The organism is Microbacterium nymphoidis (assembly GCF_021044885.1).
Classification (GTDB): domain Bacteria; phylum Actinomycetota; class Actinomycetes; order Actinomycetales; family Microbacteriaceae; genus Microbacterium; species Microbacterium nymphoidis.
Genome location: NZ_JAJNOD010000001.1, coordinates 1,846,719 through 1,873,019, shown reverse-complemented (window position 1 = coordinate 1,873,019; position 26,301 = coordinate 1,846,719). Strand labels below are relative to the sequence as shown.

Below are 26,301 nucleotides of genomic sequence, written 5' to 3'. Positions count from 1 at the left end.
CGATCTGCGCACGACACAGTTATCGGTGGCACCGCGAGATTCAGAACTCGAGTGTCCCAGAGTTTGTCGTCCTTGTCACGAGCTTAGGACCGTGACCGGTGGCGTGCGACGATCATGCCGGCAACGCCCACCAGGAGTGCAAGCACCGCAAGCCCGAACGGCGGATCCATCGACGCGACTCCGGTAACCGGGAGATGCGGCTTCGTGCTCGCGGACGACGTCGATCGTTGACTCATCGGACAGCCGGACGAACTGCATTATGGACCAGGGCACGGGTGCTAGAGGGCGACCCAGGATCCCCTGGCGCGCAATCCGTGTCTTCCCGTCCGGCAAGTCAGGGTCGAGACTGAAGGCTCGCAATCAGCTCCTCGACGCGTCCCTTGATCTCGTCACGGATCACGCGCACCGGCTCGATTCCCTGCCCCGCAGGGTCGTCGAGCTTCCAGTCTTCGTAGCGCTTGCCCGGAAAGAACGGGCAGGCATCGCCGCAACCCATCGTGATGACGACGTCCGACTCCTGGACGGCCTCGGTGGTGAGCACCTTCGGTGCCTGCGAGGCGATGTCGATCCCGACCTCGGCCATCGCGTCGACAGCCGTGGGGTTGATCTGGTCGGCAGGGATGGAGCCCGCGGAGAGCACCTGGATGCCGGGGGCGAGCTCGCGCAGGAATCCGGCGGCCATCTGGGAGCGGCCGGCGTTGTGCACGCAGACGAACAGGACTGTGGTCATGATGGTCGCTTTCCGAGGGTGGTGAGGAGGGTTTCGACGCGTGCAGCGATGTCGTCGCGGATGGCCTCGATGCCGGCGGGGGAGGCGAGCGCGGGGTCGCCCACGGGCCAATCCTCGTAGCGGACGCCGGGAATGACGGGGCAGACGTCACCGCAGCCCATTGTGATGACCACATCGGCAGCCCGCACCGCGTCATCGGTGAGGGGTTTGGGGAACGGGTCGGATGTGGGATCGATCTCCTCGATCAGCGCACGTACCCGGGGCTGAACGCGTCCCGCCGGAGCTGATCCGGCGGAGCGGGCGATGACGCGCCCGCCCGAGCGCTCGGTGAGGAGCGCCGCGGCGAGCTGTGAGCGTCCGGCGTTCGCGACGCAGACGAACAGAACGTGCGGCGCGTCCGTCGTCGTGTCGCGCGAGAGGTCGTCGAGGCGCTGGCGGGCGAACTTCTCGGTCAGCGGGACGAGTGGGCGCGAGACGGTGGTGCGGCGGGCGAGGCCCGCGTAAGACTCGCGAACCACGTGCACAACGAGCTGCGGATCGAGTGCCGGGTGGTTGTCATGCATATCCGCGGCGATGCGGGTGAGCTCGGCATCGACATCCGCAAGGCGGGTGTCGGTGGGCTGGTCGGCGTCTACGGCAGTGGGCGCAAAGGAATCCAGCAGCATTGTCACCGCTGGCCGCAAGCTGGGCGTGATCCGGTAGTACACCCACGTGCCGCGCCGCTCGGATTCGAGCACTCCAGCGTCACGCATGACCTTCAGATGGTGCGAGATGGTGGGCTGTGAGACGTCAGCGAGGGCTTCGAGATCGCAGACGCACGCCTCGCCGCGAGAGTCTGTCGAGATCGCCGAGAGCATGCGCACGCGCAGCGGATCGGCGAGCGCCTTCAGAATTGCCGCCAGAGCACCGGCGGCCGGTTCACCCATGGCGTGCATCGTGGTGGGAGTGCATCCTTCGGTCACGCGAGAATCTCCGACGTCGCCCGGGCGCTGGTCGCGGAAGCGAACGGATCGGTTCGGAACCAATGACGGGCTGCCCACAGGGAGACGTAAACGAGGCCGACAAGAACCGGTACTTCGATCAGCGGACCGACGACGCCGGCGAGAGCCTGGCCCGATGTGGCCCCGAACGTCGCGATCGCGACGGCGATGGCGAGTTCGAAATTGTTCCCGGCGGCGGTGAAGGCGAGTGTGGAGGATCGAGCGTAGCCCAGCCCCACAGCCCTTCCGACGCCGATACCGAGGAACCACATGATCGCGAAGTATGCCAGCAGGGGAAGAGCTATGCGTGCGACATCCCACGGACGGGAGGTCACCTGGTGCCCCTGTAGCGCGAACAGCAGGGTGATGGTGAACAGCAGTCCACAGAGTGCCCACGGTCCGATCTGTGGCAGGAACTTCTCCTCGTACCATTCCCTGCCCTTCGCCCTCTCGCCGATGAGGCGCGACGCGAAGCCCGCGACGAGCGGGACACCGAGAAAGACCAGCACGTTGAGGGCGATCTGCCAGACCGAGACGTTCAGGCCCTGACTGCCGAGTCCGAGCCAGCCGGGGAGCACGGTGAGGTAGAACCAGCCCAGGAGCGAGAATGCGAAGACCTGGAACACGGAGTTGATGGCCACGAGCACGGCCGCTGCTTCGCGGTCCCCGCAGGCGAGGTCGTTCCAGATGACCACCATCGCGATGCAGCGGGCGAGTCCGACGATGATGAGTCCCGTCCGGTACTCCGGGAGCTCAGGGAGGAAGATCCACGCGAGTGCGAACATCAACGCGGGGCCGACGAGCCAGTTCAGGACAAGGGACGAGACGAGCAGCTTCTTGTCGCCGGTGACGGCGGCCACCCTGTCGTATCGGACCTTCGCGAGCACGGGATACATCATCACGAGGAGTCCCAGTGCGATGGGGGCCGAGATTCCACCGACCTCAAGGCGGGCGAGCACCTCGGAGACGCCAGGGACGAATCGTCCGAGCAGGAGCCCCGCAAGCATGGCGAGCGCGATCCACAGCGGGAGCCAGCGATGGAGCGTCGATAGGTGCCGCCGCGCCGTCGTATCTCCGCATACTGCCGACCCCTCAACCTCTGCCGGGCCGCCTCCTTGTATTGACATACGTCTATATTGAAGAACTTCGATGCAAACCACAAGTGAAGCCCTGCGAGTCCGTTGCCGGACGAACCGGGATGGGCCGCGGATCGGGTCCGGTGCGCGCAGATTGGCGAACTGGCCTCGTGCCCCGGGGGCACGAGGCCAGAGCCGCCACGTGAGCAGGTGTGCTCAGGTGGCGCTCGGCTATCGGAATCTGCGCCGGTGGCCGACCTGCTGTGTCAGGAGCTGATCTCGTCCTTCGAGAGGAAGCTCGTCAGCGCGGCGTTCACCTCGTCGGCGTGCGTCCACAGCAGTCCGTGCGGGGCGCCGTCGACCTCGACGTACTCCGCCTCCGGCACCGCCTGGTGGAAGCGGCGCGCGGTGGCGTCGATCGGGAGGATGTTGTCCTTGGTGCCGTGCAGGATCAGGGTCGGCTTGCCCGATGCGCGGACGGCCTCGACGTCGCCCCGGAAGTCCTCGATCCAGGACGGGACGACCGCGTACGCGGCGACGGGTGCGCTGGTCACCGAGAGGTTCCAGTTGGCGTCGACGACCTGCTGGCTGATGCGGGTGCCCAGGTTCTCATCGAGGTTGTAGAAGTCCTGATAGAACTGCGTGTACCAGGAGTAGCGATCGCTCTTGGCGGCTGCGGCGATGCCGTCGAAGACCTCCTGCGGGACGCCCTCGGGGTTGTCGTCGCGCTGCACGAGGAACGGCTCGAGCGATGCGAGGAAGGCCAGCTTCGCGACCCGATCGTGTCCGTAGGTGCCGACGTAGCGGGCGAGCTCGCCGGTGCCCATCGAGAAGCCGACGAGGACGACGTCGCGCAGGTCGAGGGTTTCGAGCACGGTGTTGAGGTCTGCGGCGAAGGTGTCGTAGTCGTAACCCGTGCCCACCTTCGAGGACTGACCGAAGCCGCGGCGGTCGTAAGTGATGACGCGGTAGCCCTGGCTCAGCAGCTCGCGGGTCTGGCGCTCCCAACTGTGCCCGTTCAGCGGGTAGCCGTGGATCAGGACGACTGGCTGCCCCTCGCCCTGGTCCTCGTAGTAGAGCTCGATCGGGGTGGTGTTCTCGGTGCCGACGGTGATGAATCCCATGATCTTGTTCCTCTCAATCACGAGCGAGAACGGTCGTTCTCACCTGATGCGTCGACCATATGAGAACGACCGTTCTCTTGTCAAGTAGACTGAGCGCATGACCGAATCGGAAGCGCGGGAGAAAATCCTCGCTGCGGCGGAGGACCTCTACTACCGCAAGGGATACGCGGCCGTGGGAATGGACGAGCTGCGCACCGCCGCCGGCGTGTCGCTCCGGCGCCTGTACGCACTCTTCCCGTCCAAGACGGACATCATCGCGGCTGTGCTGCAGCGCAAGCACGAGGAGTGGGAGTCCGGGCTGGCCGCGGCGGTGAGCGCGGCGGGGGAGGAACCGCGGGCTCGCATGCTCGCCGTCTACCGTCACCTGGAGGACTGGTTCTGTGCCGATGACTTCCGCGGCTGCGCCTTCATCAATGCGTTCGGAGAGCTCGGTGGCACCCATCCCGAGATCGCGCAGATCGTGCGAGAGCACAAGGCGTCGTTTCAAGAGCAGATGGCAGCGCTCGCGGCAGAGGCCGGAGCGTCTGCTGCGCTCGCCTCGCAGCTCTCCATCCTCGCCGAAGGTGCTCAGACCACAGCGGCGATATCGTCGGACCCTCGCGTGGCGACGGAGGCACGGGCCGCAGCCGAGACGCTGATCGACTCCGCACTCGCGCGCTAGTTGCCGGATTCGACGGGGGCAGGGGAATGCAGATCACGGGGCTTGCCCATCTCGCGCAGTGTCCCCGCGCCGGTCATCCCGCCGCCGGCGCGCTGCGGTCCCAGCCGAGGAAGAGGCGGCCACGACCGAGCGCGAAATCTCGATAGCTGATCCGCAGGCTGGGGATGCTGAAGTCCGTCACGAGTCGTCTGTCGAGGTCGATGTCGATGTGACCGGCGCCGGCCCGGTCGCGGTTCGGTGCCAGTGTGACCCGGGCGGTTCCGTCGTCTCGGACATCCACCGCACTCATCCGATGACTGTCGATCGATCGGCCCCAGATCGGCAGTTCTAGTGGGAAGGCCAGGCGCGCGGCGAGTGCGCGCCAGACGATCATCCGCGGGTCGTACCGGAGTGTCTCCTCGCCGTCGGTGACGGCCCCGAGAGAGGCGATGTAGGCGGCGACGACCTGCCCCTCGGCGCCCACGACCTCATAGGAGTCGATCCACGGCTCCGCATGCAATCGGTAGACGGATCGCACATCGCCGAGGATGACATCCGCGGTGCAGTCGACGACGCGTACCGACCGGTAGTCCGTCAGAAGGGCGACGACTTCCAGGAGATCCAGCTTCATTTGGCGATGCTAGCCCGTGCTGCGCTCGGCGGACGCTGGGCAGGCACCCCTTCGGCGGAGACGTAGCTCCCCGCCGAAGGGGTATGACTCAGGGGACGAGGCCCGCGATGGCGGGCTTGAAGCCGAGTCGCCGGTTCTCGCAGCACCCGGGCCGGCACACGTCGAACCAGGGACCGATCGTCGTGGTGTTCTTCCGCTGCTCGACGGGGCGTCCTTCGAGGCGCTCCTGCACGAGGTCGACGAGCGCGCCCACGAAGGCGGGGTGCACGCCGGGGGTGGGGGTGCGGGTCACCCAGAGTCCGCGGTTCTCCGCCGTCTCCGTCGCTTCCTCATCGAGGTCCCACATGACCTCCATGTGGTCGCTGACGAAGCCAAGCGGGACGATGATCACGGCGGTGCGGTCGGTGAGCGCCTCGATCGCGTCGTTGATGTCGGGCTCGAGCCACGGCTGGGATGCGGGACCGGAGCGCGACTGGTAGACGAGCTGCCAGGAGATGTCCGGCGCCACTCGTGCGACGATCTCCCGCGCGGCGGCGAGGTGCTGGGCGGCGTATCCGCCACCGGGGGAGTCCGGGAACAGCGACGCTCCGGAGAGCTCCGCATCCAGGGTGGGGATGCTGTGTGTGGCGAAGAGGACCTCGATCTGGTCGCGGCTGTTGCCGGCGGCAGCGGCCTCGCGCAGCGCGGAGGCGAGTCCTTCGACGAACGGTTCGAGGAATCCGGGGTGGGAGAAGAACTGCCGAACCTTGTCGATTCGCATGTCCTCCTGAAGTCCGGATGCCTCCAGCGCGTCCGCCCAGTCCTCCCGGTACTGCCGGCAGGACGAGTACGACGAGTACGCGCTCGTGGGAATCGCCAGCAGGTTCCGGACGCCGTCAGCGGCGGCCGCCGTCAGCGCCTCGTCCAGGTACGGCGCCCAGTTCCGGTTGCCCCAGTAGACGGGCAGATCGACCCCCGCTGCCTGCAGCGCATTGCGGAGCGCCTCCAGCAGCCGTCGGTTCTGATCGTTGATGGGACTGACGCCGTCGAAGTGACGATAGTGGTGCGCGACCTCTTCGAGACGCTCGTCGGGGATGCCGCGGCCGCGCGTGACGTTGCGCAGGAACGGGAGGACATCGTCCTGGCCCTCGGGTCCGCCGAAGCCCGAGAGCAAGATCCCGTCGTAGGCGAACGGCTGGGTCGTGTGCTCCGGTCCGTCGGCGGTGGCGGGGGTGGCGCTCGCCACCCGGGCTCCCGGATCGAAATGAGCGTGTGAGGCCGGCTCCGGCTTGCGCTCTCGCGGCGCCTGCTCGCCCGTCTCGGGCGCGGTGCCCCCGCGAGGCGACTCGTGGTCTTCTCTCATGGCATTCCTCCGGTTGAGTTCCTGCGCCATCATAGCCTTCATCTGATGAAGGACTGCTCCACGGCGCCGGGTCGGCCCTCTCGACGGGATCGGCCTTCCCGGTCCCGGCCTGGGGCGCGCGGTTCCTGTCATGAGAGACTGCGGGACGAAAGGGGCGGCGCGGTGTCGGTCGACGCGGCACTCGCCGCATGGACTGTGCGATCCCGGGGAGGCCCCGCCGAAACCCGGGAGAAATGAGAGAGCCATGAGCGAGCCTCGACCGATTCCCGTCACTCCCCGGCGCTGGACGCGCCCTCTCTATCTCGTTCTGGTCGTCGCGGCCCTGGCGGCAGTGATGTTCGCCTGGTTTCACACCCCGGTGGTCGAGGTCGCGTCGGCCACGGCAGGGGAGAGCACGACGATCCGGTGCGCCAACGCCGGCCCGTCGCGATGGGACCCGCCCACGGTGAGCCGCGGCCAGGAGCTCGCTGACGGAACGGGCCCCGCCATGCAGTTCCTGAACCAGCAGATCATCAAGAACGACATCGAATCCCTCCGGGTGGACCTCGCGTGCGGGCGGGCCCGCGACGCGCACACGAACACCCTGATCGTGACCGCTTTCGCATCCGGTGCCGTGCTGTTCTTCGGGCACTCCGCGCTCTGGGTGCGCCGCACACGCTCGCAGCCGGCGACGAACGCCGCGTGACCCCGGCACCGGACGGCGGCCCGAGGAGATCGAGACGACGGGCGCTGCTGGGCTGGAGGGGAATCGCCGTTCTTCGCACGGGCGTCCAGCCGGGCGGGACGTCCGTGAAGATGGGCGTATGACAGACCTCGATGCGGTCCTCTCCACGGGTGATTCCGGTGAGCGCACCCCGGGCGGCGACCCGTCCGCGGCAGCCCCGGCCGCCGTGCGCACAGAAACCGGGGCGACTGCCGAGAACCACCGTGTCGCGGTCCTCGTCCTCGAGGGCGCGAAGCCGCTGGATGTCGGAATCCCCTCGCAGGTGTTCGCGCATCGGGCGAGCATGCCGTACGAGGTGCGGGTGTGCGGAGCCGAGCCCGGTCTCGTCACCGGCGGAGACGGCCTTTCGTATCACGTGGCCGAAGGGCTCGAGGCGCTGGAGCATGCGGACACCGTGTTCGTGCCCGGGTACCGCGAACCGGCGAACACGGAGCCGCCGGCCGCGGTGGTCGCTGCTCTGCGCGCCGCCCACGCCCGCGGCGCTCGGCTGGCCGCCATCTCGACCGGAGCCTTCGCGCTTGCGGCCACGGGCCTGCTCGACGGACGTCGTGCGACCACGCACTGGCACTACACGCGCGCTCTGGCACAACGGCACCCGCTGATCCGGGTCGATGAGAACGTGCTCTTCATCGACGAGGGCGACGTGCTGACGTCCGCGGGGGCCGCCTCGGGCATCGACCTCTGCCTGCACCTCGTCCGGCGTGATCACGGTGTGGCGCTCTCGAACCGGGTGGCGCGGCGCCTCGTGGCTGCGCCCTACCGGAGCGGAGGACAGGCACAGTATGTCCCGCGGAGCGTGCCGGAGCCGCTCGGCGATCTCTTCGCGGAGACCCGCGCGTGGGCTCTGGGACGGCTCGACGGCTCGCTGACGCTCGCTGATCTGGCGCGCAACGCGAACGTCTCAGAGCGCACTTTCTCCCGCCGGTTCGTCGAGGACACCGGCTACACCCCGATGCAGTGGGTCCTGCGGGCACGCGTGGATCTCGCGCGGGAACTGCTCGAACGCTCCGATCTCGGCGTTGAGCAGATCGCTCACCGGGTGGGCCTGGGCACGGGCGCGAACCTGCGGCTGCATTTCCAGCGGATCCTCGGCACATCTCCGACGGAGTACCGGCACACGTTCTCGGCCTAGGCCGACCCGGTGGCGGAATCCTCGCGCCCCGTGGCAGGAAGCGTGGCGTGATACTTGCGCATGCTGTCCTGCAAGCCACTGTCCCGGTCCGTCGACTGTCCCGAGCATGGAAGGCGGCACAGGAAACGAGAGGACAGCCATGACCCGTATCGCCATCAACGGCTTCGGACGTATCGGACGAAACACCCTGCGCGCACTTCTGGAGCGCGACACCGACCTCGACGTCGTCGCCGTCAATGACCTGACCGCGCCCGATGCCCTCGCTCAGTTGCTGCGCTTCGACAGCTCGCTCGGCCGTCTCGGCCGGCCGGTCGACGTGGAGGGTGACAGCCTGGTCGTCGACGGTCGCCGCATCCAGGTTCTCGCCGAGCGCGAGCCCGAGAACCTGCCCTGGGCTGAACTCGGCGTGGAAGTGGTCCTGGAGGCGACCGGACGATTCACGTCAGCGGAAGCCGCCCGGGCCCATCTGCGTGCCGGCGCGAAGCGCGTGCTCGTAAGCGCCCCCTCCGATGGGGCCGACGTGACCCTCGCCTATGGCGTCAACACCGAGCAGTACGATCCGGCGGCGCACACGATCGTCTCCAACGCCTCGTGCACGACCAACGCTCTCGCCCCGCTCGCGAAGGTCCTCGACGACCTCGCCGGGATCGAGCACGGCTTCATGACGACCGTGCACGCCTATACCCAGGAGCAGAACCTCCAGGACGGTCCGCATCGCGATCCGCGCCGCGCTCGCGCCGCCGGGGTGAACATCGTGCCGACCACGACCGGTGCCGCGAAGGCCATCGGGCTGGTGCTGCCGGGTCTCGACGGCAAGCTGTCGGGCGACTCGATCCGTGTGCCGGTTCCGGTCGGCTCGATCGTCGAGCTGAACACCACCGTCGCGCGCGAGGTCACTCGCGACGAGGTCCTTGCCGCCTATCGAGCCGCGGCTGAGGGTCCGCTGGCGGGCATTCTGGAGTACTCGGAGGATCCGCTGGTGTCCAGCGACATCACCGGGCAGCCGGCATCGTCGATCTTCGACTCGGCTCTCACGCGCGTGGACGGCAAGCACGTCAAGGTCGTCGCCTGGTACGACAACGAGTGGGGCTTCTCCAACCGGGTGGTGGACACCCTGTTGCTGCTCGCCCAGTCCTGAGCTGTGTGGTCCGGGGCGCTCGCGGGTGCCCCGGACCGTCCTGGGATCAGCGCAGGCCGTCGACGCAGGTGGCCCCCGGGCGTACTTCGTGCCACAGCTCGTACTCGGACCCGTGCTCCGTCTCGATCTGCCACGGCGGAAAGTCGATGTACTCGTCCATCGCGAGGGCCCACGATGCGTCGGGCCTCGTGGATCGCGGATCGTCCGCGGGGATGTCATCCTGGGTCGTCCAGGACTCGGCGGGGTGGGTCTTCGCCCACTCATAGATGAGCTGGCCCGTCTGCGACCAGTCCCGCGCGTTCATGTTGTCGGCGACGGAGGTGGGCATCGGCAGGCGGTCCGAGGTCCGGTAGTCGTACGTGCAGGAGTACGTCTTCCCGTCCTCGCCCACGTAGCTCAAGGGGATCGTCACGTTGGTGTGGAGCCACGGACGCTGACCCACCACGAGCATGGTGGCAACGATGGTGATGACGCCGGCGCTCGCGATCACTGCGGCCAGCCACCAGGCGCCGCGCCGCCGGTGCGTGGTCCTCACGGGCGGGGGTGCGGAATGCGTCACGAGCGGCTCCTTTCGATCGCGCGTGCCTTCCCCCATCGTGCACGTACCGGCCGCGGCACGCCAATCCGCCGGCACTGGCTCGCAGATGCGGTGGCTCGCACGGAACGGGTGACAACGCCTGTGCCGCGGGTGAGACGCACCGTTCATTCCTCGCTGACTTCTCTGCCCGCGGCGTCCGCGTAGCGGGAGGCGAGAAGCTCGAACGCCGCGGCGAGCTCGGGAGGGCCGACGACCCGCATCGGCGCATCGAACCGGCCGAAGGAGGCCGCGAGTGCGCTCCACGACCACGAGCCCGCGTACAGCGTGCAGCGCGCAGAATCGAGCGCGGTCACGATTCCGTCGCCCGCGAACGGGCGAACGTCGTCGGCGGGCAGATCGAGGATGACGGTGCCGTGGCACGCCCATTCGTTCACGTGGTTACCGCGGAACCGCGCCGCCACGAACTCGCCCGCGTCACCCCCGGGCACCGCGCGAGGGGTGAAGCGCGGGCCGTTGGGCGTTCGCGGCGCCAGGCGATCCACGCGGTACAGACGCCAGTCCTCGCGATCCCTGTCCCAGCCGAGAAGGTACCAGCGCCCGTCGGAGGCGATCAGCTGCACGGGTTCAGTGCGGCGCGGCGGAGTGTCATCATCGGGATGTCCCGGAGACGCGTAGTCGAAGCGCAGTACCTCGCGCGATCGTATGGCGCGCGAGACCGCATCGAGCACGGCGGGCGCGGCGGTCACGGCGGGGCCGCCGCCCATGCGTGGCAATGCTGTGACTTCGACGGCATCGAGCCGGTGGCGAAGCGGAGACGGCATGACCTGGCGGATCGTGGCGAGGGCACGCAGTGCAGCATCGTTCACCCCCGCGCCCGTGGTGGAGACAGTCTGCAAGGCGATGGCGATTGCTACCGTCTGGTCTTCGTCGAACAACAGCGGCGGCAGCTCACTCCCTGCGGCGAGACGGTAGCCGCCGTCCGGTCCCCTTGTTGCGTCGATGCGATAGCCCATCTCCCGCAGGCGGTCGATGTCTCGACGCACGGTGCGCGCGCTGGTGTCCAGGCGGGCGGCGAGCGCGGGGCCCGGCCAGTCACGGTGCGTCTGGAGCAGCGACAGCAGCGACAGCAGCGCGAGCAGGCGCGAGGTGGTGGTCATGAGACGACCGTATTTCCCATCGAGGACAAAAACTGACCTATATGGCGAGAAGAGTGAGGTCTGCGGGCCGGTGCGGCTCGCGAACCACAGGAGTTGCCATGAGCCTTCAGACCACCACCCACCTCAACTTCCGCGGAGATGCGCGAGAAGCGCTGGAGTTCTACCAGTCCGTCTTCGGCGGACATCTCATCCTCAACACATATGCCGATTTCGGCATGCCGGCAGACCTGCCGGGAGCTGACCGGATCGTGTTCGGTCTGGTGACCGCGTCGAACGGGTTCCGCGTCATGGGGTACGACGCCCCGGGCGCGGCCGGGGGAGGCATCGTCGGCGGCGGGGCGACGCGCCGGGAGAACAACGCCACGATGACCGATCAGGCGCTGTTCGTCTCCCTCGGATCCGACACCCTCGACGAGCTCCAGGGGCACTGGAACCTCCTGAGGGAGGGCGCGACCGTCGTCGAGGCCCTCGCCGCGTCCGCGTGGAGCAGCGGGTTCGGCATGCTCACCGACCGATTCGGCGTCACATGGAGCTTCAGCGTGAGCGTCTGACCGATCCCGGGGGAGGCCGCCTTCCTCCGGGGGGCTCCTCCGGTGGGCGCCCGGACCCCCGGCCCGGGCGCCCGGCGGTAGGCTCCGACGCATGACGGACGACGTTCGCAACCTGCACGACGCTCTGGCCGCGGTTTCGGGTCCCTGGCAGCCGCATCGGCTGGTCAGCGTCAACGACTACGACGTGAAAGTCGTGAAGCTGCTGGGTGAGTTCGTCTGGCACACGCACCCTGACACCGATGAGCTGTTCCTCGTCGTGAGCGGCGAGCTGACCATCCAGCTGCGCGATCGTGATGTGGTGCTGGGCCCACAGGACGTGTTCGTCGTGCCACGCGGCGTCGAGCACTGCCCGAAGGCGTTGGAGGAGGTGCAGGCGGTGCTCTTCGAGCCGAAGGGCACCGTGAACACCGGCGATGCGGGCGGAGAGCTCACCTCAGAACTGCGGGAGCTGCCCTGAGGCATCACGTCTGCACTCGCGTGAGACGATACGGGCATGCTGGAACTTGCGCTCTTCGATCTCGACGGCGTCATCCGGCACTTCGATGAGTCGCTGACGCTGTCCATCGAACGTGAACACGGCCTGCCGTCGGGGTCGATTGCGGACGCCGCGTTCTCCGGCCCCCTGATCTCCGCGGTCACCACGGGGCGTGTGTCCCGCGCGGAATGGGTGGCCGATCTGGCCCACCGCATCGGAAACGCGTCGGCGGCAGAGGCCTGGGCGGCTCAGTGCCCAACGGTGGATACGAGCATGCTCGAGCTCTCCGACCGCCTGCGACGGGGAGGAACCCGCACGGCGATCCTCACTAACGGCACGGACACCATCGGTGCCGAGGTTGCGGCACAGGGCATCGACACCCACTTCGACGCCATCTTCAACTCGGCGCAGATCGGGTTCGCGAAGCCCGACATCCGGGCGTTCGAGCACGTCATGTCGGCCCTGGCGGTGGACGCCGCGCGAACGTTCTTCACCGACGACTCACCCTCTCAGCTCGCCGGCGCCACGGCGCTCGGGATGATCACGCACCACTTCCGGGCGCAGGGTCCCCTTCTCGACGCGCTCCGTGACGCCGGAGCACGCATCTGATCCGACGCCGCAGCCGCGGCGCCTCGTCCCGCGTTCCCACCAGCCCTTCGTGCTGAGGACGGTCGTTGTGCATTGCCGACACGCCTGCGCGAGTGAAACACACCATGTTGTGTTCCAATACCCGCGCAACCACAAGATATAGACTTTCGTGTGAGCGTTGAGGGGGTTGTGGTGCCCGTGAGACGCGATGCGGAAGGTCGGAAGGGTGGTCAACCGTGACGGTCGGCGAGAACGGGAGAAGCGTTCGAGGGGCGGCGAAGGGTGCGAAGCGGTGAGGCTGACATGGCGTCCCGGCAGCACACAGCCGTCCGGCCAGGTGGAGGCACTGGAGATGCTGCGCCGTGAGTTCTCCGGCCGGCCCCTACACGATGTCCGCGTGGCACTCGCCTCCCGCTGGGCCGCCATCGACGCGGGGTCGCGTCTGGCGGAACCGGACCTCACCCGCGTCGCCGTTCTCATCAGCGGCGGGAAGCGCTTCCGGCTGGAGCCCGACGGCCGTCTGGTGATCGAGGACTGACCCGTCACGGAGGGAAAACGCACCTCCGGAGCACGTGAGAAGGGCGTTCTTCATCTCTCACCGCGGGCGGGAGCCGAGATTCTTCCGCGTTGCGCGTCATAGTCCGGGTGGACTCGCGTCTCTTTTGATGCACACCACGCACGGTGTGCCGTTCGCCCGTGGGGACGCGGCGGACGACGTACTGGGGAGGGCATCATGGCGGAGACTTCGCTTCTTGTATCGCTGCACGAGGTCAGCGCGCTCATCACGACCGTCGGGGTGGTGGCGGGCTTGCTGGGAGCACTGGGCATTTTCGTGTTGTTCGTGCTCGGTCACGCCGAGCTCAGTCTCGTGCCGCTGGGATTCTGGCTGATCGGGGCGCTCGCGTGCGTGCCGGGGCTGGCAGCTGGTGATGTGACACCGCTGATCCTCGTGTTCGGCATCGGGATTGTGGCGATCACCGCGGGGGTCGTCGTCGACACCGTACGTCGCCGTGCGCGTCAACGACGGGCTTCGGTCTGGCTGTGGAGCCACGACAGCGGCTGGTGATCCCGGGGCCGGATCGGGCGATGCGCGCGGCAGGCGTGAACCGCGGATCTACCATTTCAGGTGATGTCTGCTTCTGCCCCTGTCTCCGCTGACGTCGCCCTGGGCGACCTCGGTGCCCTTCTGCTGGATGCGGGGGTGTCGGTCACCGACGTGCGGGGCACGCTGGAGCGCGTGCGAGAGGTCACCGCTCCCCGCACCGAGCTGACGTTCGCCGTGTTCCCGGAGCATGTGTTCGTGAGCAGGCCGGGTGTTCCGGGCGCCACGACGATCGCCGCGGGCAACGGCCCGGGGCTCACCTTCCGCCAGACCGCGCACGCGTCACGCCTGGCGAGGAGGCTGGAGACCGGGCAGGTCGGGCTCGATCAGGTGCCCGACCATGTCAGCCGGATCCGCGCCTTGCAGCGTCGTCATCCCGCACTCCAGATGGCGCTCGGTGGCGCTCTGCTGGCGGCGGGCCTGGCGGTGCTGTTCCGCTGCCCGTGGTGGGCCATCCTGCTCGCGCTGTTCGTGGGGGCGCTCGTGGCGAGCATCGCCATCGTCACGGAGCGAGTGCGCGCCGCATCGGCGATCGTCCCCTTCGTGGCTTCGCTGATCTCAACGCTGATCGTGGGGGTGATCGCCGCCAGTCTTGATTTCGGCGCGGTGCCGCTCTTCGCCGTCTGCGCGCCGGTCGCGCTCCTCGTTCCCGGAGCGCTGATCACCAACGCGCTGCTGGAACTGACCTCGGCCGACATCGTGACGGGAGCATCCCGGCTGGTTTACGGACTGATCGTCCTGGCATTCATGGCCGCCGGCATCTACCTCGGAGCCGCACTCACCGGGCTGAGCGTGGATCCGGAGTCGGCCGCGCTCGTGGGCGAGACCTCGCTGGTCACCGGCCACGGCGGCTGGGAATCCGTGCCGCCGCTCGCGTGGAGCTGGATCGGCGTGGTGGTGCTCGCCATCGGGATCGGTCTGAGCTTCGGCTCGGGCTTCCGCCTCACCATCGCCACGGTCATCGTCATGATCTGCACCTACGGCGCGCTGATGCTGCTGAGCCCGTTCACCGGAAGCACCATCGCGACGGGCGTGACCGCGGGTCTGCTGTTCATCGCCGCTCGTGTGCTGGAGCGGGTGACCCTCGCCGTTCCCGCCACGGTGTCGTTCCAGCCGGCGTTCCTGCTCCTGGTTCCCGGCACCGTCGGCCTCGTCGCGCTCGCGTCCTTCGATGCCACGGCGCTCGCGGCCGCTCCGATGATCTTCATCAGCCTGTGTATCGGCACCAAGGTGGGTGCCCTCATCGCCGACGCGCTGCGGATCACGCGGCCGGTTCCGGTGACCACGGCCACGGGATCGATCACCGTCATCCGCTGACGCGAGGTGGACCGCGGTACCATTCTGGTATGGCGATGACCGTGCGACTCCCCGAAGATCTCGATGTCAAGCTCACCGAGATCGCTCGTGAGCGCCACACGTCCAAGCACGCGTTGCTCATCGAGGCCGCCGAGCGCTTTGCAACCACCGAGTCGAAGACGGCGCGGGTCGTGCGTCTTGCCGACGATATCGGGTCTCGCTACGCCGACGTGATCGAACGACTCGCCGACGCCTGATGGTCGAGTACCTCGAACCGGAGCAGGCCATGGCCGTGGCCGCACGTTTCGGGCTTCACGTTCGAGACCACGGGCTCTTGTTCTCCGCACTCGCTCGGCCGTCGGCCAGCATGTTCGGAGAGGACGCGTACCCGAGCATCGAGGAGAAGGCCGCCGCGCTGCTCAGCTCGCTGAGCCAGAACCATGCGCTTTTCGACGGCAACAAGCGGATCTCGCTGATTCTCACGTTCGTCTTCCTGGAGCTCAACGGGTATGACGTCGTGTTCGGTGATGACGACGCGTTCGACCTGGTGATGGCGGCCTCGCAGAGCCAGCAGGACGTCGGTGCGCTTGCAGCGCGCATCGCAGAGAACATCCGCCCGCGCGAGTGAGGGTCGGCATCCGCCGGATGCCGACCCCCGTGTCACGTTGCGAAGGCGCGGACCACTCGGCCCAGAACTGGATCACCACGGGCGCGTCCCCTATATCGGCGCGGCGTCCAAGCCTGCTCTGTCGACAGCGAATCTCACGATATGTCCTCTCTCTCGGGTGTGCACCAATCTCCGGCCGCTCACCCGTGAGGCGTTCGGGTCTTGCGGATTCGGCAAGGCGTGGTCGGCAGCGGGAGCGGACCCGTCTTAGGGTGAGAACTCCGAGAGGTCTGCTGGAGAGGGAACGATGACGAGCGAAGGTGTCGCCCCGGAGGTCTCAGATGACCGGCCCCTCTCGGTGAGAGTCCCCGCGACTGCGGAGGCTGTGCTGCCCGGCATCGGATCAGACCTCATCTGGCGCCGCGCGGATCGAGGCGACCTCGTCGCCCTGTTCGAACTCGATCGTGCCTGCGGGGCGATCGACCATCCGCGGATCGTGCACGCGCTGGACGTCTTCGAGGAGGCGTTCGCGCGTTCCGGCTTCGACCCTGCGCAGGACACGGCGCTCGCCGTCGATGCCACGGGCCGGGTCGTGGCATACGGCGAGGCCTACCGGGAGCCCGAAGCGGCGACCGCGGTGAAGGTCCGTCTGAACGGGCAGGTCCATCCCGATCGTCGCGGCGAGGGAATCGGCACGGCGCTCCTGGCCTGGCAGGAGGCGCGCGGCCGGCAGCTGCTCGCCGGGTCTCCTCACACGTTGCCGGGCTGGTTGAACGCCGGAGTCGAGTCTGCGGCAGCCGGTCAGCTTCGTCTGTTGCAGCGCGCGGGCTTCGCCCCCGCGCGCTGGTGGTCGACGATGAGCCGCGATCTCGCGGAGCCCATCCCCGTCGTCGCGATGGAGGCTCCTCTGCACATCGCGCCATATGAGCCCGAGTGGTCAGAGGATGCTCGAATGGTGGTCAACGATGCGTTTCGTGATCACTGGGGCACGCAGCCCATCACCCCGGAGGAATGGCGTTCCTTCGAGCGGCTCGACGCGTTCAGCGCGGAGCTGAGCTCGGTGGTGCTCGCCACGGACGCCGATGGCGCGAAACAGGTGGTCGCTGCGCTGTGGACCATGGTGAACCAGGAGGAGTGGGAAGCGAATGGCTTCAGCTTCGGGTACATCGAAATGCTCGGCGTCGCCCGCACCTGGCGGGGTCGTCGCATCGCGCAGGCGCTCCTCGCTCACACGTTGACGCAGTTGCGGGCGCGCGGGCTGGAGCGAGCGGTGCTCGATGTGGACAGCGACAGCCCGACCGGGGCTTTCGGTCTGTACGAACGGGTCGGGTTTCGAGAGTTCGACACATCGGTCACCGTTGTGAAGGTGTTCTGAGCCGAGGAACGACGCCGACTTTCAGCGATCCGCTCTGAGTTCCGCCTCTCCTTCTCCGGCAACGCGCTTCGTGCGCCCCCCCCCGGACATGGGATCGTGGAGTCCGTGACCCTCCCCGCCCCGCGCCACATCGACCCGTTCGCCGTTCCCTCGCTGCGGTGGGGGGTGATCGGCACCGGGTGGATCGCGGGGTATTTCGTGGACGCACTTCGCGAGCACACCGGTCAGCGGGTGAGCGTCGTCGCCGCGCGTGACGCCGAGCGCACGGAGGCATTCGCCGCCGCACACGGGATCGAGCGGGTGCTGACGCCGCCCGAGGCGGTCTTCGACCTCGCTGACATCGACGTGGTCTACATCGCGACCCCGCACGCCTCCCACCGCGACCTCGCTCTCCGCGCGATCGCGACGGGAAAACATGTGCTCGTGGAGAAGCCGTTCGCCATGACCGCCGCCGAGGCGGCCGAGATCGCGGCTGCTTCGCGCGCCGCCGGGGTGCTGGCCATGGAGGCGATGTGGACCAGGTACCTGCCGCAGAGCGACGTGCTGCGCCAGCTCATCGCGGAGGGTGAGCTGGGCGACATCACCCAGGTCGTCGCCGACTTCGGCTCGGCGGCCTCCTACGATCCCGCCAGTCGGCTGTGGGATCCCGCGCAGGGCGGCGGAGCACTTCTGGACATCGGTGTGTACCCGATCTCCTTCGCCTCCTCCATCCTCGGCACCCCGGAACGGGTGCAGGCTTCCGGGCTGATGACCCCGGATGGCATCGACCTGCGAGCCACCGCGCTCCTCACTTCTGCCGGAGGTGCTGCCGATGCCGTCGTGTCCACCTCGCTCCTGGCGAAGACCCCGGCGTCGGCGATGGTGGTCGGCACCCTCTCTCGCGTGGACGTGCTCCCGGCGTTCTTCGCGCCATCGGGTCTTCGGCTGACACGCGGTGAGCAGAGCGAGGAGTGGATCGACGATCGCTTCTCGCAGCGCTACGACGCCCTCGGATATCAGGCCACGGCGCTGGCGTCCTTCGTCGCGGAGGGCCGACTCGAGTCGCCGCTGCATCCGCTAGACGAGGTGACCGCCGTGCTGGGCACGGTGGAACGGATCCGCCACCAGCTCACCGTGACGGACGTTGCGTTTTAGCCGGCGGTTCCTGATCGATCCGGCGTGACAGGATCGACCCATGGGTCAGGGGGAGAAGGCCACCGGGAAGAAGGCCACGTCCGGCGTCAGCGCGCTCGGTGCGTGGGGCATCGTCGTGCTGGTGGGGGTGGGGATCTGGGCGGTGTTCTTCGGGCTGCCCGCCGGCATCCAGATGCTCAAGACGCCCGCCATTTCTGAGGATTTCGGTCTGGAGGATGCGGTGGTCGCGCTCCGGCTCGACGCCGATCATCAGTCGTATCTGACTCTCGTGAACGACGCCGGTGAGACGCGGTCGGTGCGACTGGACGAGCGCGGATCCGGCGACTCCCGCGTGCTGTGGACCCAGGACGGGCTGAGCACCGGGGGACCGGACGAGGAGTACGTCCTCGGTGCCGACGGCCTCACCTCCTTTCCTCTGGATCAGACCGTCGAATCCTCATCGGAGCGCGATCGCGTGGCCACCGCCGGCGGATTCGCCGTGCTGACCGGGTCGGCCGAGGGCGCCCAGCTGTCTTTCGTCGACGTCGAGGCTGGCCGCCTCACGGAGCGAGACGCCGGCTACACCAGCGCGATGCTCACCAGCTGCGATGGGGAGGCGGTTCTGGTTGACGGCGACCGCGGCATTCGTGCGGTCACTGCTGCCACCGACGACTTCAGCGGCAGCCGGGCCTTCACCGGCGTGGGCAGCGTCACGTGCGATGGCGACCGCGTGTACGGCCTGGACGAGATCGTCGACCACGCGGACCACTCGACCCAGGTCCTGCGGATCTGGGATCGAGCTACCGGCGAGCGCCGCGAGGTGGAGATCCGCTATCCGGAGTCCATCAACGCCTGGATCTCGGGGACGCCGTTCGTCTGGGAGGGGCGTCTGTACTGGGCCGCGTGGTCGATGCTGTGGTCGGTTCCCGTCGGAGCGGAGCTCGGCGACGCGGTGGACGTGACCGAAGTGGCGGACCTCGGCGGGTTCATCGATGACGCCAATGTCGTGGCCGGGACAGATGAGGGCGCGCTCGCGGCCGCGGGTGGCCGGGTCTACGGGGTCGCCACCGAGGAGAAGTTCATCAATCCGCGCCGGGGGAGTGCGTACGACCGGCTCGACCGGATGGTGATCTTCAGTGCTGATACCGCGAGCGGCGATCGTCGCGTGGAGCTGGAACTGCGCGGCATCGACTTCCCGAAGCGGGATCTTCTGGTCGAGGCCATCGCAGTGAACCCGCAGTGGGCGGCGGAGCGCTGAGTGCGCTCTACGAGATGTCGTCGCGTTCCGCGATCCGGCGTTCCCGCGAGCGGCTGACGGTACGGATGCCGTAGCCGAGCGCCGTGGCACCGGCGGCGATGGGCACTGCCGGTGTCGATGCGGGGTCATGAAATCATGACCGGGCGCCGGATCCAGGAAACATTCGCCGGATTCGTCATGGATTCGGTGCAGCGTCATGAACTCGTCGCCAGCGCGCGGGCCCGGCGGACTGACGCGCGGCGGTTCGTGAGTGTGCGTCGCGTGTCCCGAAACGATGACCCGGTCACCAATCCATGATGAATCCGCCGGATTCATCATGGATTCGAAGCACGGTCATGGCGTGGAATGACGGGTTCTCTGATGGCTGCGGCTGGAAGTTGGCTGCGGGTGGAACCGGCCGGCCACGCAGCGACAGGAGACGCCACCTGCCCTGCGCGAGATGCGCAGGAGACGGCACCGGCCCCGCGCGAGATGCGCGGGGCCGGTGGCGTGAGCGTTCGGGTCAGGCGATCCACACCGTCGTGTCAGCGGGAATCGCGCCGTCGGTGAGCGGCGCCGTCGTCAGCACCACGTTCTCGTCTGCCAGCGGGAAGGGTTCGCCGCCGAAGGTGGTGATGACCTCCCACCCGTTGGGACGGCGGAAACGCAGCACGTCGTCGCGGCCGGTCTCGATCCACTCGAGGTCCTCGTCGGTCTGCAGACCGTGCCGCAGCTCCAGCGCCTTCCGGTACAGGTTGAGGGTGGAATCGGGGTCCGCGTCCTCCACCGCGACGGCGTAGTCGGCGAACCACGACGGCTGCGGCAGGTGTGCACCGCCGGGGCCGAAGCCGAACGAGGAGCCCTCGGCGGTCCAGGGGAGCGGGACACGGCAGCCGTCCCGGCCGAGTCGGTCGTACTCGGAGCCGCGGAAGAATCCCGGGTCCTGGCGCTGATCGGGGGCGATCTCCGCCACCTCGTGAAGACCGAGCTCCTCTCCCTGGTACAGGTATGCGCTGCCGGGCAACGCGAGCATGAGCATCGTCGCCGCCCGCGCCCGGCGGATACCGCCCTCGCGGTCCAGCCAGTCAGCCGGACCGCCGGCCTCGACCCACTCTGTGCCCTGCTTCACCGGGCGCCCGTTCAGCGGCTCCAGCCCGTAGCGCGTGGCGTGACGGGTGACGTCGTGGTTGGACAGCACCCACGTGGTGGACGATCCGGTCGCCACCGCCTGGGCGAGGTTGTCCGTGATGATCCGGCGGAAGGAGGCCGCATCGAAGTCGGCCACCAGCAGGTCGAAGTTGAACGACTGCCCCAGGCTGTCCGGGTGCGCGTACTTGGCGCGCCGCTCAGGGGTGCTCACCCAGGCTTCAGCCACGGCTGTGCGCGGCGGATCGTAGGAGTTGAACACCGCGCGCCACTCGGCGTACACCTCGTGCACGTCGTCACGGTCGATGAGCGGGTGGTTCCCGTCCTGCGGCATCGCGTCAAGCTCCGCCTGCGAGGGCAGCGGCTCGCTGAGATCCTTGGTGAGCATGTGCGCCACGTCGATGCGGAAGCCGTCGACTCCCCGGTCCGACCAGAAACGCAGCGTCTTCACGAAGTCGGCGCGTACCTCCGGGTGGTCCCAGTTGAGGTCGGGCTGCTCCACGGCGAAGTTGTGGAAGTACCACTGACCGTCCTCGACGCGCTCCCACGCCGATCCGCCGAACACCGATCGCCAGTCCGCCGGCGGCAGCTCGCCGTTCTCGCCCCGGCCCTCACGGAAGATGTAGCGCTCGCGGGCGGCCGATCCCCGACCGGCGGCGAGAGCCTCCTGGAACCACTCGTGCTGGTCTGAGGTGTGGTTGGGGACGATGTCCACGACCACCTTGATGCCCCGCTCATGCAGCGCCGTCACCATGTCGTCGAAGTCGTCCAGGGTCCCGAGGCGAGGGTCCACGTTGCGGTAGTCCGCCACGTCGTACCCTCCGTCGGCGAGCTCCGACGGATAGAACGGGCTCAGCCACACCGCGTCGATGCCGAGCGCGTGCAGGTAGTCGGCACGCGAGACGATGCCGGGGATGTCGCCGATGCCGTCACCGGTCGCATCGGCGAAGCTGCGGGGGTAGATCTGGTACACGGCGGCCTGACGCCACCAGGGGGCGGTGGTGGGTGTGGTGTCGGACATGACTGCTTTCTCGGTTGTGCTCCGGGGGAGGGAGCGCGGACAGGGGCGCGGGTGATCCGATCACCATCGGATCACCCGCGGGGTGGATCAGCCCTTCACGGCTCCCTGGGTCACGCCCTCCATCACCCATCGCTGGGTGAAGAGGTACGCGACGATGGCGGGGGCCATCGCCATGAGGTACGAGGCGAAGGACACGTTGTAGTTGTTGCTGAACTGGTTCTGGAACAGGTTCTGCCGCACCGGAAGCGTCTGCAGCGCCGGGTCCGAGATGATCAGCGAGGGCATCATGAAGTCGTTCCACGCGTAGAGGAACGCGAAGATGCCCACGGTGGCGCTCATCGGAGCGAGCAGCGGGAAGATCAGCCGCCAGAACGTCTGCCAGGTGGATGCGCCGTCGATGCGCGCCGCCTCCTCCAGCTCCATCGGAATCGAGCGCAGGAACGCCGTGAACAGGAGCACACTGAAGCTGAGCTGGAACATGGTCGCAAGGATCAGCACGCCCAGCGGGTTGTCCAGGTGCACCAGGCCCGTGAGCTGGATCTGCGGCAGCGCCACCACCGGGAACGGGATGAACATCGCCGCCAGCAGGTAGAAGAACGACCAGCGGAACAGGCGCTTGTCCCAGTTGCGCACGATCGCGTACGACGCGAACGCGGAGAGCAGGATGGTGAGGATCACGGTGCCGGCGGTGACGAACATCGACACCGCCGCCCCCACCGGGAACTTGGTGAGGTTCCACGCCTCGACGAAGCCGTCGACGGAGAACGGCGCGGGCAACGAGAAGGCGTTGCCGTCCACCGCCTGCGCGCTGGTCTTGAACGCCATCGATACGGTGACGTACAGCGGCAGCAGCACGGTGACGGCGCACAGGATGAGGATGATCGTCCCCGACCAGTTGACGCGCTCCATCGCCGCGCGGGGCGACTTTCCGGGCTTGCCGCCCAGGACGATCGTGCTGGTGCTCGGTGCGGGTGCGGATTGAATGGCCATCAGAGTGCGTTCCTTCCGCGCGTCAGCGACAGCTGGAGGAGGGAGATGAGGATGGCGACGACGAAGAAGATCGTCGCGTTCGCCATCTGGTAGGCGTAGTCACCGCCGTTGAAGCCGGTGATGATCGTCATCGCGACGCTGCGCGTGGACGTACCCGGGCCGCCGTCGGTGAGGCCCTTGATGATGTCGTAGGCGTTGAGGAAGCCCTTGAAGCCGAGGATGAAGTTGATCACCACGTATCCGGCCACCAGCGGCACCGTGATGCGGGTGAGCTGCTGGAACTTGCTGGCGCCGTCGATGTCGGCGGCCTCGTACACGTCGCCGGGGACGGAGAGCAGTCCCGCGATGTAGATGAGCAGCGTGCCGGGGATGGCCTGCCAGGCGGTGACGATCACGATCGCGACCCACGCGAAGTCCGGGCTGGAGAGGATGCTCGTCTGCAGCCACTCGATGCCGGTCGCCTCGCCGAACGCCGGCAGCGAGTTCGAGAACAGGAACTTGAAGACGTAGGAGATGATGATGCCGGAGATCACCATCGGGATCACGAAGATGGTGCGCAGGCCCGTCTTGAAGCGGATGCGGGAGGTGAGTCCCACCGCCAGCAGGAAGGCCAGGACGTTGACCACGATCACCGTGGCGATGGAGAAGCCGAACGTGAAGAGGTAGCTCTGCACGATGGCGGGGTCCCCGAACGCCGCGATGTAGTTGGTCAGCCCGTTGAAGCTCCAGTCGCCGATGCCGATGGAGTCGGTGAAGCTGAAGAAGATGCCCATCACGCCCGGGACGGTGATCGCCAGGGTGAACAGGATGATGCTGGGAAGCAGGAACAGGTAGTAGATCGGCTCGACGCGGCGCGTGGAGCGCGGCGGCTTGGTCTTGCCCGCCGTGACGATGGTGGACGTCGTTGTCATTGCTCCGTCTCCTTCTTCGCGGGTGCGCGGAAGGCCAGCCGTGCCCAGTCCGCATCCAGCGTGCTCAGCGTGTTCTTCACGCTGCCGCCGAGCGCGATGGTCTGCGCGTAGTTCATGACCGGGATGGTCTTGGGGACGAGCACCGAGGCGCCCTGGTAGACCTTGCCCTCGTCGACGTAGGGGATCATTCCCGCCACGCGCGGATCGGACGGTGGTGCTGCGGTCTTTGTCGGCGTGAATCCGAGCTGTGACTCGTTGTAGGCCTCGATGATCTCGGGCTGGTAGAGGTACTCCAGGAAGTCCCGCGCCGCATCCTTGTGGTGCGATCCCTCCGGGATCATGGCCGCGAGGTCCAGGTTGACGCGAACGGCGAGGTCGTCGGGGTCATCGGTCATCGGGAGCGGGAAGGTGCCGAAGTTGCCGTCGGGGGCCGTCTTCGCGATCTCGCTAAAAGCCCACGGTCCCTGCAGATACATCGCGGCCTTGCCCTCCGCCATCGCGGTGTTGCCGTCGTTGTAGCCGCGGCTGCGGGCATCGGCGTTGATGTAGGTGCCGAGCAGCTGCTGCATCTTGTCCATCGGCTCGGCGAAGTCCTTCGAGAAGGAGACCTCCGAGTCCGGACCCACGTCGGCGCCTTCGGCGGCGAGGTCGTTGTAGAAGTCGACCACGTTCAGGGAGCCGCCCACCGCGTAGTCGAACCAGCCCTGGCCCACGGTCCAGGCGTCGGCGGAGGCCAGCGTGGCGTAGAACGGATCGATGCCCGCCGCCTTGAGCTTGTCGCACGCGGCGATCAGCTCATCCCACGTGGTGGGAACCTCGATGCCGTTCGCGTCGAAGATGTCCTTGTTATAGATGACGGACGCCGCCATCACCGAATAGGGCAGCGCGCTCTGACGGCCGGCGCAGACGCCGTACTGGTCGAGCAGGGACTGATAGGTGTCGGTCATCTGCGAGGCGGCCGTCGTCTCGCTGAGGTCGCTGAGCGTGCAGCGATCGATGAACCGCGCAATCTCCATGTTGTAGTTGGCCAGCATGAGATCCGGCGGGTTGCCGCGCACGAAGCTCGCCGAGACCACGTCCACGCCGGAGGTGTCGATGACGACCTCCACCTTGTCCTGCGACGCGTTGTAGTCGTTGACCACCTGCGTCATGAACTCGATCGCCTCGCGCTTGCTGAACGTGAAGCGGATCGTCTCCGTCCCGTCGCTCGAGCAGCCGGCGAGCAACGCCGCGCTCACCCCGATGCTCACCCCCGCAGCGATCGCGCGCATCGCGCGTCTTCTGCTTCCTGTCACCGTCGTCTCCGTCCGCTTCTTTGCGCCCGTTCGGGGCAGAACCTTCGGATATTAGATTTACTAGCGAAATCAATATCTGGAAGGCATCATGACAGAACGATCCCGGAGAGGTCAAGACCCGTGAACCCCCTTGCCGCTGCACCCTCGCGCCCTGCACGCCTCGATTCCGTGCTGGCGTTCGCCTGGGATTCGGGGGAGTTCACCGCCTCGGACGCCATGGCTGCCACCGGGCTGACGCGGTCCACTACGATCGAGGCGCTCGACGAGCTCGTGGATCTCGGCCTGCTGATCGAGCTGCCCAATGCGCGCGAGGTGGGCGAGTACAGCAAGGGGCGGCCCGCGCGCCGCTTCAGCCTGGCTGGTGACGCCGCGGTGCTGGTCGGCGTCGACGCGGGCGAGCGGCACATCACGGTGCGGGTGGCGGATCTGCGCTCGCAGCCCCTGGCCACGCTGTGCATCGAGGTGGATTCGGACACCGACGCCGCTGATGCGCGCTCGACGCTGCTGGTGGACGCGATCGACACGGCGCTGTCACGCGCACATTGCAACCGCTCCGACGTGCTTGCGGTGTGCATCGGCGTGGCCGCGCCGGTGGGCGTCGACGGTCGCTCCCCCCAGCACCCCCTCGGGTACTGGGGGCGCACCAATCCCGGTTTCGTCGACGTCGTGGACTGGGCGCCCATCGTTCGCATCGACAATGACGCTTCACTCGCCGCCGTGGCCGAGGGATCGGTCGGCGGAGCCGTCGGGAGCGACAACTACATCGCCCTGCTGGCGGGCGGTCGCCTCGGCGCGGGCGTCGTGGTGGACGGACGCCTGTTGCGCGGGACTCACGGCGGTGTGGGGGAGATGGTCGCCTTCGACAATGTTGTGGGGGTCGGCGGCTCGGACGGTATCGGAACGAGACTCACGCGGTGGGCCGTCGATGCCCGCGCGCATGGCGAGTACGCGGTCGACGCTCCGCTCGCGCGCCTCTCCGTGGAGGAGCTGACCGGTCGCGCGATCCTCGACCTCGCGGCCGCGGGGGACCCGGACGCCCGCGCGCTGGCCGAGAGGGCGGGCGTCGTGCTGTCCCGGATCGTCAGTGTGATGGCGGGGATGTTCGACCCCGCCCGGTTCGTCGTGTCCGGTGCGATCTCCGCCGGCATCGCGCCCGTCGTCGATGCGGCGCGGCAGCATCTGCCGAAGGACATGCACCTCCCCGCGCCCGAGCTGGTGATCTCCCCGCTGGGTGCCGACGTCGTGGTGCTCGGCGCGCTGGCTGCTGCCTCCGTCGCCGCCCGGGACCGCGTGCTGGATGTGTGGGTCGAGCGTTCGCCCGTCGGCTGACGCCGCTTCCGCTTCATAGCGCGCACGTGGACCCTTCGGCGGCCGAAGAGGCG

At 67.9% G+C, this 26,301-nt stretch carries 28 protein-coding genes; 16 read left to right on the top strand and 12 right to left on the bottom strand.

What is annotated here, in order from left to right:
- Positions 1-334 precede the first annotated feature (334 nt).
- The 4 genes from LQ566_RS08700 to LQ566_RS08685 all read right to left on the bottom strand — a co-directional run bounded on the left by LQ566_RS08700 (position 335) and on the right by LQ566_RS08685 (position 3,910).
- Positions 335-730, bottom strand: a complete 396-nt coding sequence (locus LQ566_RS08700) for an arsenate reductase ArsC (RefSeq protein ID WP_231091221.1) — start codon at positions 728-730, stop codon at positions 335-337.
- Entirely contained in the window at positions 727-1,656 is a 930-nt protein-coding gene (locus LQ566_RS08695; RefSeq protein ID WP_231091220.1) for a metalloregulator ArsR/SmtB family transcription factor, read from the bottom strand. Before LQ566_RS08695 ends, LQ566_RS08700 begins: the two co-directional genes overlap by 4 nt.
- Positions 1,657-1,688: 32 nt before the next feature.
- Positions 1,689-2,837, bottom strand: a complete 1,149-nt coding sequence (gene arsB, locus LQ566_RS08690; protein WP_269142795.1) for an ACR3 family arsenite efflux transporter — start codon at positions 2,835-2,837, stop codon at positions 1,689-1,691.
- 215 nt (positions 2,838-3,052) lie between these two features.
- Positions 3,053-3,910: an alpha/beta fold hydrolase gene (locus LQ566_RS08685; RefSeq protein WP_231091218.1), complete on the bottom strand. Its 858-nt coding sequence runs from the start codon at positions 3,908-3,910 to the stop codon at positions 3,053-3,055.
- 97 nt (positions 3,911-4,007) lie between these two features.
- Between LQ566_RS08685 and LQ566_RS08680 the strand changes: the two genes are divergently transcribed.
- The gene (locus LQ566_RS08680; RefSeq protein WP_231091217.1) at positions 4,008-4,571 is read left to right on the top strand and encodes a TetR/AcrR family transcriptional regulator; all 564 of its coding nucleotides are present in this window, start codon (positions 4,008-4,010) and stop codon (positions 4,569-4,571) included.
- 73 nt (positions 4,572-4,644) lie between these two features.
- On the opposite strand, the gene LQ566_RS08675 is transcribed toward LQ566_RS08680, so the two are convergent.
- Positions 4,645-5,181, bottom strand: coding sequence for a hypothetical protein (locus LQ566_RS08675; RefSeq protein WP_231091216.1), 537 nt, complete (start codon positions 5,179-5,181; stop codon positions 4,645-4,647).
- A gap of 88 nt (positions 5,182-5,269) precedes the next feature.
- Positions 5,270-6,523 carry a ferrochelatase gene (locus LQ566_RS08670; protein WP_231091215.1) on the bottom strand — a complete coding sequence of 418 codons (1,254 nt, stop codon included), beginning with the start codon at positions 6,521-6,523 and terminating at the stop codon, positions 5,270-5,272.
- Positions 6,524-6,767: 244 nt separating this feature from the next.
- On the opposite strand from LQ566_RS08670, the gene LQ566_RS08665 reads away from it, so the two are divergent.
- From LQ566_RS08665 to gap, 3 genes are all read left to right on the top strand, one after another.
- A complete protein-coding gene (locus LQ566_RS08665; RefSeq protein ID WP_231091214.1) occupies positions 6,768-7,208 on the top strand; it encodes a hypothetical protein in 441 nt (146 codons plus the stop codon).
- A 118-nt stretch (positions 7,209-7,326) separates the two neighbouring features.
- On the top strand, positions 7,327-8,379 hold the full coding sequence (locus tag LQ566_RS08660) for a GlxA family transcriptional regulator (RefSeq protein WP_231091213.1): 1,053 nt from the start codon (positions 7,327-7,329) through the stop codon (positions 8,377-8,379).
- Between the two features lie 139 nt (positions 8,380-8,518).
- The gene (gene gap, locus LQ566_RS08655) at positions 8,519-9,517 is read left to right on the top strand and encodes a type I glyceraldehyde-3-phosphate dehydrogenase (protein ID WP_231091212.1); all 999 of its coding nucleotides are present in this window, start codon (positions 8,519-8,521) and stop codon (positions 9,515-9,517) included.
- A gap of 46 nt (positions 9,518-9,563) precedes the next feature.
- Here gap and LQ566_RS08650 read toward each other — a convergent pair whose 3' ends face one another.
- Entirely contained in the window at positions 9,564-10,076 is a 513-nt protein-coding gene (locus LQ566_RS08650; RefSeq protein ID WP_231091211.1) for an ABC transporter permease, read from the bottom strand.
- A 143-nt stretch (positions 10,077-10,219) separates the two neighbouring features.
- A complete protein-coding gene (locus tag LQ566_RS08645) occupies positions 10,220-11,212 on the bottom strand; it encodes a helix-turn-helix transcriptional regulator (protein ID WP_231091210.1) in 993 nt (330 codons plus the stop codon).
- 98 nt (positions 11,213-11,310) lie between these two features.
- Between LQ566_RS08645 and LQ566_RS08640 the strand changes: the two genes are divergently transcribed.
- From LQ566_RS08640 to LQ566_RS08590, 11 genes are all read left to right on the top strand, one after another.
- Positions 11,311-11,763: a VOC family protein gene (locus tag LQ566_RS08640; protein ID WP_231091209.1), complete on the top strand. Its 453-nt coding sequence runs from the start codon at positions 11,311-11,313 to the stop codon at positions 11,761-11,763.
- Between the two features lie 91 nt (positions 11,764-11,854).
- Complete coding sequence (locus LQ566_RS08635) at positions 11,855-12,220, top strand: cupin domain-containing protein (RefSeq protein WP_231091208.1); 366 nt, start codon at positions 11,855-11,857, stop codon at positions 12,218-12,220.
- Between the two features lie 36 nt (positions 12,221-12,256).
- Complete coding sequence (locus LQ566_RS08630; RefSeq protein WP_231091207.1) at positions 12,257-12,847, top strand: HAD family hydrolase; 591 nt, start codon at positions 12,257-12,259, stop codon at positions 12,845-12,847.
- Between the two features lie 271 nt (positions 12,848-13,118).
- Positions 13,119-13,364, top strand: a complete 246-nt coding sequence (locus LQ566_RS08625) for a hypothetical protein (protein WP_231091206.1) — start codon at positions 13,119-13,121, stop codon at positions 13,362-13,364.
- A 195-nt stretch (positions 13,365-13,559) separates the two neighbouring features.
- The gene (locus tag LQ566_RS08620; protein WP_231091205.1) at positions 13,560-13,892 is read left to right on the top strand and encodes a hypothetical protein; all 333 of its coding nucleotides are present in this window, start codon (positions 13,560-13,562) and stop codon (positions 13,890-13,892) included.
- A gap of 63 nt (positions 13,893-13,955) precedes the next feature.
- A complete protein-coding gene (locus LQ566_RS08615) occupies positions 13,956-15,245 on the top strand; it encodes a threonine/serine exporter family protein (protein WP_231091204.1) in 1,290 nt (429 codons plus the stop codon).
- A gap of 29 nt (positions 15,246-15,274) precedes the next feature.
- A complete protein-coding gene (locus LQ566_RS08610; RefSeq protein WP_231091203.1) occupies positions 15,275-15,481 on the top strand; it encodes a ribbon-helix-helix domain-containing protein in 207 nt (68 codons plus the stop codon).
- Positions 15,481-15,852 carry a type II toxin-antitoxin system death-on-curing family toxin gene (locus tag LQ566_RS08605; protein WP_231091202.1) on the top strand — a complete coding sequence of 124 codons (372 nt, stop codon included), beginning with the start codon at positions 15,481-15,483 and terminating at the stop codon, positions 15,850-15,852. The genes LQ566_RS08610 and LQ566_RS08605 overlap by 1 nt, the downstream gene beginning before the upstream one ends.
- 286 nt (positions 15,853-16,138) lie before the next feature.
- Positions 16,139-17,206, top strand: a complete 1,068-nt coding sequence (locus LQ566_RS08600; RefSeq protein WP_231091201.1) for a GNAT family N-acetyltransferase — start codon at positions 16,139-16,141, stop codon at positions 17,204-17,206.
- Positions 17,207-17,311: 105 nt separating this feature from the next.
- Positions 17,312-18,340, top strand: coding sequence for a Gfo/Idh/MocA family protein (locus tag LQ566_RS08595; RefSeq protein WP_231091200.1), 1,029 nt, complete (start codon positions 17,312-17,314; stop codon positions 18,338-18,340).
- Between the two features lie 40 nt (positions 18,341-18,380).
- Positions 18,381-19,577 (top strand): hypothetical protein, encoded by a 1,197-nt coding sequence (locus LQ566_RS08590; RefSeq protein WP_231091199.1) that lies wholly within the window; start codon positions 18,381-18,383, stop codon positions 19,575-19,577.
- A gap of 502 nt (positions 19,578-20,079) precedes the next feature.
- Here LQ566_RS08590 and LQ566_RS08585 read toward each other — a convergent pair.
- From LQ566_RS08585 to LQ566_RS08570, 4 genes are all read right to left on the bottom strand, one after another.
- Positions 20,080-21,723 carry a glycoside hydrolase family 13 protein gene (locus LQ566_RS08585; protein WP_231091198.1) on the bottom strand — a complete coding sequence of 548 codons (1,644 nt, stop codon included), beginning with the start codon at positions 21,721-21,723 and terminating at the stop codon, positions 20,080-20,082.
- Between the two features lie 87 nt (positions 21,724-21,810).
- Positions 21,811-22,632, bottom strand: a complete 822-nt coding sequence (locus LQ566_RS08580) for a carbohydrate ABC transporter permease (protein ID WP_231091402.1) — start codon at positions 22,630-22,632, stop codon at positions 21,811-21,813.
- Positions 22,633-22,712: 80 nt separating this feature from the next.
- Positions 22,713-23,624: a carbohydrate ABC transporter permease gene (locus LQ566_RS08575; RefSeq protein ID WP_231091197.1), complete on the bottom strand. Its 912-nt coding sequence runs from the start codon at positions 23,622-23,624 to the stop codon at positions 22,713-22,715.
- The gene (locus LQ566_RS08570; protein ID WP_231091196.1) at positions 23,621-24,895 is read right to left on the bottom strand and encodes an ABC transporter substrate-binding protein; all 1,275 of its coding nucleotides are present in this window, start codon (positions 24,893-24,895) and stop codon (positions 23,621-23,623) included. The genes LQ566_RS08575 and LQ566_RS08570 overlap by 4 nt, the downstream gene beginning before the upstream one ends.
- Positions 24,896-25,039: 144 nt before the next feature.
- On the opposite strand from LQ566_RS08570, the gene LQ566_RS08565 reads away from it, so the two are divergent.
- Positions 25,040-26,248, top strand: a complete 1,209-nt coding sequence (locus LQ566_RS08565) for an ROK family protein (protein WP_231091195.1) — start codon at positions 25,040-25,042, stop codon at positions 26,246-26,248.
- The last annotated feature ends 53 nt before the right edge of the window (positions 26,249-26,301 follow it).

What these genes read in the sequence shown, in the direction of transcription:
- LQ566_RS08575 (WP_231091197.1), bottom strand. Translation starts at nt 23,624, where the DNA reads ATGACAACGACGTCCACCATCGTCACGGCGGGCAAGACCAAGCCGCCG.
- LQ566_RS08645 (WP_231091210.1), bottom strand. Translation starts at nt 11,212, where the DNA reads ATGACCACCACCTCGCGCCTGCTCGCGCTGCTGTCGCTGCTGTCGCTG.
- LQ566_RS08600 (WP_231091201.1), top strand. Translation starts at nt 16,139, where the DNA reads ATGACGAGCGAAGGTGTCGCCCCGGAGGTCTCAGATGACCGGCCCCTC.
- arsB (WP_269142795.1), bottom strand. Translation starts at nt 2,837, where the DNA reads ATGTCAATACAAGGAGGCGGCCCGGCAGAGGTTGAGGGGTCGGCAGTA.
- LQ566_RS08590 (WP_231091199.1), top strand. Translation starts at nt 18,381, where the DNA reads ATGGGTCAGGGGGAGAAGGCCACCGGGAAGAAGGCCACGTCCGGCGTC.
- LQ566_RS08685 (WP_231091218.1), bottom strand. Translation starts at nt 3,910, where the DNA reads ATGGGATTCATCACCGTCGGCACCGAGAACACCACCCCGATCGAGCTC.
- LQ566_RS08675 (WP_231091216.1), bottom strand. Translation starts at nt 5,181, where the DNA reads ATGAAGCTGGATCTCCTGGAAGTCGTCGCCCTTCTGACGGACTACCGG.
- LQ566_RS08615 (WP_231091204.1), top strand. Translation starts at nt 13,956, where the DNA reads ATGTCTGCTTCTGCCCCTGTCTCCGCTGACGTCGCCCTGGGCGACCTC.
- LQ566_RS08585 (WP_231091198.1), bottom strand. Translation starts at nt 21,723, where the DNA reads ATGTCCGACACCACACCCACCACCGCCCCCTGGTGGCGTCAGGCCGCC.
- LQ566_RS08570 (WP_231091196.1), bottom strand. Translation starts at nt 24,895, where the DNA reads ATGCGCGCGATCGCTGCGGGGGTGAGCATCGGGGTGAGCGCGGCGTTG.
- LQ566_RS08610 (WP_231091203.1), top strand. Translation starts at nt 15,275, where the DNA reads ATGGCGATGACCGTGCGACTCCCCGAAGATCTCGATGTCAAGCTCACC.
- LQ566_RS08635 (WP_231091208.1), top strand. Translation starts at nt 11,855, where the DNA reads ATGACGGACGACGTTCGCAACCTGCACGACGCTCTGGCCGCGGTTTCG.
- LQ566_RS08680 (WP_231091217.1), top strand. Translation starts at nt 4,008, where the DNA reads ATGACCGAATCGGAAGCGCGGGAGAAAATCCTCGCTGCGGCGGAGGAC.
- LQ566_RS08630 (WP_231091207.1), top strand. Translation starts at nt 12,257, where the DNA reads ATGCTGGAACTTGCGCTCTTCGATCTCGACGGCGTCATCCGGCACTTC.
- LQ566_RS08640 (WP_231091209.1), top strand. Translation starts at nt 11,311, where the DNA reads ATGAGCCTTCAGACCACCACCCACCTCAACTTCCGCGGAGATGCGCGA.
- LQ566_RS08700 (WP_231091221.1), bottom strand. Translation starts at nt 730, where the DNA reads ATGACCACAGTCCTGTTCGTCTGCGTGCACAACGCCGGCCGCTCCCAG.
- gap (WP_231091212.1), top strand. Translation starts at nt 8,519, where the DNA reads ATGACCCGTATCGCCATCAACGGCTTCGGACGTATCGGACGAAACACC.
- LQ566_RS08620 (WP_231091205.1), top strand. Translation starts at nt 13,560, where the DNA reads ATGGCGGAGACTTCGCTTCTTGTATCGCTGCACGAGGTCAGCGCGCTC.
- LQ566_RS08665 (WP_231091214.1), top strand. Translation starts at nt 6,768, where the DNA reads ATGAGCGAGCCTCGACCGATTCCCGTCACTCCCCGGCGCTGGACGCGC.
- LQ566_RS08695 (WP_231091220.1), bottom strand. Translation starts at nt 1,656, where the DNA reads ATGGGTGAACCGGCCGCCGGTGCTCTGGCGGCAATTCTGAAGGCGCTC.
- LQ566_RS08670 (WP_231091215.1), bottom strand. Translation starts at nt 6,523, where the DNA reads ATGAGAGAAGACCACGAGTCGCCTCGCGGGGGCACCGCGCCCGAGACG.
- LQ566_RS08605 (WP_231091202.1), top strand. Translation starts at nt 15,481, where the DNA reads ATGGTCGAGTACCTCGAACCGGAGCAGGCCATGGCCGTGGCCGCACGT.
- LQ566_RS08660 (WP_231091213.1), top strand. Translation starts at nt 7,327, where the DNA reads ATGACAGACCTCGATGCGGTCCTCTCCACGGGTGATTCCGGTGAGCGC.
- LQ566_RS08580 (WP_231091402.1), bottom strand. Translation starts at nt 22,632, where the DNA reads ATGGAGCGCGTCAACTGGTCGGGGACGATCATCCTCATCCTGTGCGCC.